Annotated in this window: 6 protein-coding genes and 1 rRNA gene; 1 reads left to right on the forward strand and 6 read right to left on the reverse strand. The window is 41.2% G+C overall.

Annotated features, from left to right (window positions below; all coding sequences use genetic code 11):
• From C9J01_RS29190 to C9J01_RS29210, 5 genes are all read right to left on the reverse strand, one after another.
• Positions 1-63: ribosomal RNA gene (locus C9J01_RS29190) — 16S ribosomal RNA — on the reverse strand; the annotation flags it as partial.
• 334 nt (positions 64-397) lie between these two features.
• Complete coding sequence (locus C9J01_RS29195; protein WP_158264606.1) at positions 398-832, reverse strand: type IV pilus modification PilV family protein; 435 nt, start codon at positions 830-832, stop codon at positions 398-400.
• Positions 822-2132 (reverse strand): hypothetical protein, encoded by a 1311-nt coding sequence (locus tag C9J01_RS29200; RefSeq protein WP_107301559.1) that lies wholly within the window; start codon positions 2130-2132, stop codon positions 822-824. Before C9J01_RS29200 ends, C9J01_RS29195 begins: the two co-directional genes overlap by 11 nt.
• A 6-nt stretch (positions 2133-2138) precedes the next feature.
• A complete protein-coding gene (locus C9J01_RS29205) occupies positions 2139-2798 on the reverse strand; it encodes a PilW family protein (protein ID WP_107301560.1) in 660 nt (219 codons plus the stop codon).
• Complete coding sequence (locus C9J01_RS29210) at positions 2789-3337, reverse strand: pilus assembly FimT family protein (RefSeq protein ID WP_107301561.1); 549 nt, start codon at positions 3335-3337, stop codon at positions 2789-2791. Before C9J01_RS29210 ends, C9J01_RS29205 begins: the two co-directional genes overlap by 10 nt.
• A 60-nt stretch (positions 3338-3397) precedes the next feature.
• Between C9J01_RS29210 and C9J01_RS29215 the strand changes: the two genes are divergently transcribed.
• Positions 3398-3880 carry a type IV pilin protein gene (locus C9J01_RS29215; protein ID WP_237157084.1) on the forward strand — a complete coding sequence of 161 codons (483 nt, stop codon included), beginning with the start codon at positions 3398-3400 and terminating at the stop codon, positions 3878-3880.
• A gap of 60 nt (positions 3881-3940) precedes the next feature.
• Here C9J01_RS29215 and C9J01_RS29220 read toward each other — a convergent pair.
• On the reverse strand, positions 3941-4797 hold an 857-nt coding region (locus C9J01_RS29220), incomplete at its 5' end, for a molecular chaperone DnaJ (protein WP_473805761.1).

Raw genomic sequence — 4797 nt, forward strand, 5'->3', positions numbered from 1 at the left:
GACTTGCATGTGTTAGGCCTGCCGCCAGCGTTCAATCTGAGCCATGATCAAACTCTTCAATTAAAGTTTTGGCTCAATGAATACTGTTAATCCATTACCGAAGTAATGAATGAATTGACTGTGCCGATACCCTTCTTAAAAAGAAGCGAATCGATTTGGTCACTCAGTTTCATTGATAATTCTTTTGTTGACTATCATTTCACGAGTGCCCACACAGATTGCATGGTCAAATTGTTAAAGAACAATCCGCTACGTTGCCGGCTTAAGTTGCCGTGCTCCGTGTCGGTGAGGTGGCATTATAGGGAGAGAAATCGAGAGGGCAATAGTTTTTTTGAGAAAAAAGATCGAGCGAACAATAAACATACAGAACACTGAAGACACGTATAAATCACATCCTCTAAGACCTCAATAAAGGGCTATAAGGTGTATGAGCAGACACAAGCGTAATCGTCCCGCGCTCACCGCTTCGGTCTGTCCAAGTAACACTGACCATCAACTCTTTTAATAATATATTTCCAGATAAATCCACCTTAGGGTTACCAATAACCTCCACATCACCTTTAAAAGGAGAAAAGTTGATTTGACACGATTGCAAATTATCCAACGTCAGTAACTTCGCTGTCCCATCACAATCAACAGTAGCTCCCACATTCTGCCAGAGCATCACTTGTGCTTCTGCCACCCGAACCGCATGGTATTGCAATTCTATTTGCTCACTACGCAACGCTACATATGACTGAAGCCTAACAATCGAAACAAAAGCAATGGATATGACCAAGATAGATATCAATACTTCAATCAGGCTAAAGCCTTTATTCTTGTTAAAAGTCATGCCAGCTACCATCCAAAATAACAGGGGCTCCAAACCGTGAATCTTGATAATCCACTTTACCTTTCGAGTAACCTGGCTGGAAAGAACCAAAAATATGAGAGTCTCGACCTGGAGAGTCTAAGTTGAACGCTCCCCGCGTAATAAAGCTCCCCCTGAAGTAGAAAGGCACCTTTGCCAAATCAGTATGAGGTAGATAGGTCCCCTGACCAGACTCCTCCCATGCAGCAAGTAACTGCTCATCTGTCATGCTAAAATCAAATAGGTATAGATTCCCATGAAAATAGATGTTCTCTGTTGAATATAAGAGCCCATCTTTAACTACCACTGTCACGGCATCGTCCGTTGTAGCGATCTGCGATGCGCCAATCCCTTTTAAATCGCAGGTACCATCAACCCATATATAGCGTTGTTTTTCTTTTGGGTTAGAGATTTTTTTATTAGCATCAATGATTTTTTTTATTTTGCTACCGCAATTTTCAACATAGGAGAACTCAACTTTTTTCGTCTCTCCACCAACAGTAACTTTTTTTGTTTTGGTGGCCCCAGGGATTGTCACATCAAACAAGGGTAATGCAGTCTCCCACTGGTCCCTTACTACGTTGAAATTTTCTTTAAAGAGATCAAAATTTTTTATATTTTGCTGTATATCCTTACCGTAATCAGAAGGGCCTTTTGGTGATACCGTTCTATGACTTGCATTGCACTCTACAGGTTTATTGTCTATTTTCTTTCTCTGGCCATGTTGATCATGGGGGTGTCTAACCACTAAATCTGCACCATTGGTTAGCCTTATCTCACCGCCGGTTTTGATTGCACTGCAGTCATAGCCTATACCGTTTTTAGCCCCTTCGTACGGGTCTATAGTTTGTGATACGTTAAACGATATATTCCCTGAAGAAGCAAACGCCGCTGTTGGCCCACCTGATGAAGATGATTGAATAATGATAGAGGCAGTTGACTCCCCATCTGAACGAATATCTCTTGATGTTGCCGTCAACTTGTATTTTTTTGATGTTCCTATTTGAGCAAGGCTAATACTACCCTCGTTGCAGGGACTAAAATCAAAAGGCCCTATTACTCCCCCAGTTCCCATAACAATCTCGGTACCACATTGCAAAGTAGCATTAGCCCTTGCCTTTAGTTGCTTGGCTGTAACAACATTCTGAACTTTCTTAATATTAAACATTTCTACTGATAACAGACTAAACACATAAAGTGCCATTAATAATGAAAGTGTCGATGTAATAATAATCGTAGAAAATCCTTGGTATCTTCTTATCTGAATATTTTTCCTTTTCATTTTTCTCTACCTATCCACATTAGGTACTGAAACAGTAATGGCTCTTGTTTCTTTCATTGAACCAATTTTACCTTCAATCGTAATATCTATGCTCTGCATACTTGAAGATGCTCCAGAGACATTACTTTGGTACTTATTCCGTTTAAAAGATAATTCAGTTATTGTTATCATATGATTATTATAGTCTTGCCAATGAGTATGACTAGAACTACACCCCCAATTCGAGAGTCCACCATAATTTGCATAAATTTCAAACTCAGCTTTACCATCTTTATCACTATCGAATAACCTAAAACCTCTTGCATCTTTTTCTCTTATTGAAACAGCACTCTCTGACGAATCGTGATTATAAGCAAAGCGTATACAACTGCCGCTAGTCATGGTAACCGAATCATCAATCGCTATCGCAGATTTATCACCGGATGCACCTGTAATCATAAAGCCATTGGTAGTTGTACAATTACCGCAATATCCTGCTCGCTTTACCTCATTAGCCATTAAAAAAAGAAGACTATCTAATTCAGACTTCAATGCTGAATACTTGAGTTGATTGTTACTACTTCCAATACTGTATAAATAAGTTGAAGCCGTCACTGATAAGATCAGCATTCCCAAAAATGTTGCCAGTATCAACTCAACTAGAGTGAATCCTCTATTTATACGCATGTGGACTTACCATCTTGCTTCTGTTCAGAGCAGGCATATATAAATCCAATATCGGTTATTCTTACACCTGATATTACAGAAGGGGTTAACTTGCTTTTAAGCAATAACTTCTTACTATTAGATGACTTACCTGTATACGGGTTGAATGAAAAAAGCCCTCCTTCAGAGATATCGATCACATCACCTTTCTTATTCGAGGTTTTAATTTCGTAATGTCTGTTTTTATCAAACTTCAAACTAGGGTAAGTCGAACTTGTCGTCGAGCAATTAATATTATCTCCAATCCCTCGCATGCCTAAACAGAAAGAACCATGATTGCTCTTATCAAAGTAGATCTCTACTGACTTATTCCTTTTAACAGCTTCAATTTTAGCTAAACGAATATATTCAAAGATTTCTTCTGACTTTTTATTAACATGAGACCTATTAATAGAGTTTTCAAAACTTGGCACAACGAAAGATGCAATAATTCCTATTATTGCAATACTCACTATTAGCTCTAACAAGGTTATTCCTTGACTTAGCTTCCAACTGTACATTAAAACAACTCAATTTTATAAATTAGCCTTGAAAACAATTTACCACAAGGTATAGCGTATGTGTCTCATAACTTTTTCATTTACGTATCAGCTCGAAGAATAAATGTAATGGTCAGATATAATTTTCATCGTGGTATGACATTAATTGAAATGCTAATAACCGTCGTTATTATTGGAATACTCACTGCTATAGCGCTTCCTAGCTACTCCAAACATGTCGAATCAGCTCGCCGAAGCGAAGCTCAGACAGGTTTAATTCAATTACAGCTGTGGGCAGAACAACAGTATACAATTAGTAATAACTATCCAAGTAGCACCGATCTAAGTACGGGCTCTCCAAGCTGTGCATCATGTTCACTATCTAGTGAATACACATTTTCAATCAGTAATACCGGAACAGGTGTAGATAGGTTTATTTTAACAGCAAAAGTGAAGCCGAATGGCTTACAAAAAAATGATAAGTGCAAAAAGCTCACTATCAATGCCGCCGGAGAAAAGAAAGGCTACACAACAGGAATTGATGCTTACGTCGGTTGTTGGTAGATTTCAGCCACAAAAAAGCCAGCTTGCGCTGGCTTTTCATATATCGGTCTAAACGGTCTATTAACCGGTCAGATCATCGAAGAACTTCTTCACGCCGTCAAAGAAACCTTCAGCCTTTGGCTTATGCTTCTTTGCAGCTTTGCCGCCTAAGGTTTCTTCAAGCTCTTGTAGCAACTCTTTCTGGCGTGAGCTCAAATTAACTGGCGTTTCAACAACCAGCTTACAGATAAGATCGCCCATCGCGCCACCGCGTACTGACTTCACGCCCTTACCACGCATGCGGAACATACGGCCCGTTTGTGTTTCAGAAGGTACTTTAAGATTCACACGACCATCAAGGGTTGGGACTTCTACCTCACCACCTAGTGCAGCCATTGTGAAGCTCACTGGCACTTCGCAATATAGGTTGTTGCCGTCACGCTCGAAGATGCTGTGCTGGGCAACATGAACCTGTACGTATAGATCACCCGCTGGAGCACCGAACTCACCTGCTTCACCCTCGCCAGATAGACGAATACGGTCGCCCGTATCAACACCGGCAGGAATTTTAACAGACAGGGTCTTGGTTTCTTCTTTGCGGCCCTGGCCGTGACACGTGCCACAAGGCTCTTTGATGATCTTGCCGCGACCGTGACAGTGTGGACAGGTCTGCTGAACAGCGAAGAAGCCCTGACGCATCTGCACCTGGCCGCTACCATGACAGGTACCACATGTGGTTGCTGACGTGCCTTTCTTAGCACCAGAACCATCACAGGTATCACAGTGAACCAAGGTAGGAACACGGATCTCTTTGCTGCAACCACATGTGGTACCTGTCATGGTAGCGGCCAGGTGCAGATGCGTCAGGGCTTCTTCGCTGTTCAGCAGACCTGTCCACACTGTCACGGTCGCGGCAAGATCATCAAAGAGCCTTGTGG

The organism is Photobacterium rosenbergii, from assembly GCF_003026455.1.
Classification (GTDB): domain Bacteria; phylum Pseudomonadota; class Gammaproteobacteria; order Enterobacterales; family Vibrionaceae; genus Photobacterium; species Photobacterium rosenbergii.